The following is a 514-nucleotide window of genomic DNA, read 5'->3' on the forward strand; positions in this document are numbered from 1 at the left end:
ATATCTAAATATGCTGTTCTTCCCATACATAAATATACAAAAAATATATGACATTATATAACTATATTGGTATAAGAATAACCTTCAGTTTACCTCGATTAATGAAAAAGATCGATCTTCCAGATAATAAAAATCTACATAAACTCATTAATAAAATAATCGAACTAAAAATACCTAAGAAATTAAAACGTGTAACGATATGAAGCTATAAGCGCAAACAAGAAATAAAGTTCATAATCAATCATATGACTTGGACAGCAAATACTAATAACCAGCGATATAAAGGACTATGGGATATTGAAATCTTTTTCAGATATGTAAAACAACAGCTACACATCAAGTCGTTCATAAGAACAAATGAAAATGAAGAAATGATACAGATAGAGTCAGCCTTTGATATCTGACCTTCTTTTAAAAGCTTTAAAATTAATAATACAGTATAATACCATTTTTATTTTGAAAAGTCGTTATTTATAGTTATATTTATGGATGGCAAAACCGAAAGAATTTTTGA

Annotated in this window: 1 protein-coding gene; it reads left to right on the forward strand. The window is 26.5% G+C overall.

What is annotated here, in order from left to right; genetic code table 11:
- Positions 1 to 245: 245 nt before the first annotated feature.
- A complete protein-coding gene (locus Q0838_RS14245) occupies positions 246 to 404 on the forward strand; it encodes a hypothetical protein (protein WP_298956561.1) in 159 nt (52 codons plus the stop codon).
- The last annotated feature ends 110 nt before the right edge of the window (positions 405 to 514 follow it).

The organism is uncultured Nonlabens sp. (assembly GCF_947495285.1).
GTDB lineage: Bacteria > Bacteroidota > Bacteroidia > Flavobacteriales > Flavobacteriaceae > Nonlabens.

Excerpts from the sequence above, each read along its gene's own strand:
- Q0838_RS14245 (WP_298956561.1), top strand. The coding sequence starts at position 246 with ATGACTTGGACAGCAAATACTAATAACCAGCGATATAAAGGACTATGG.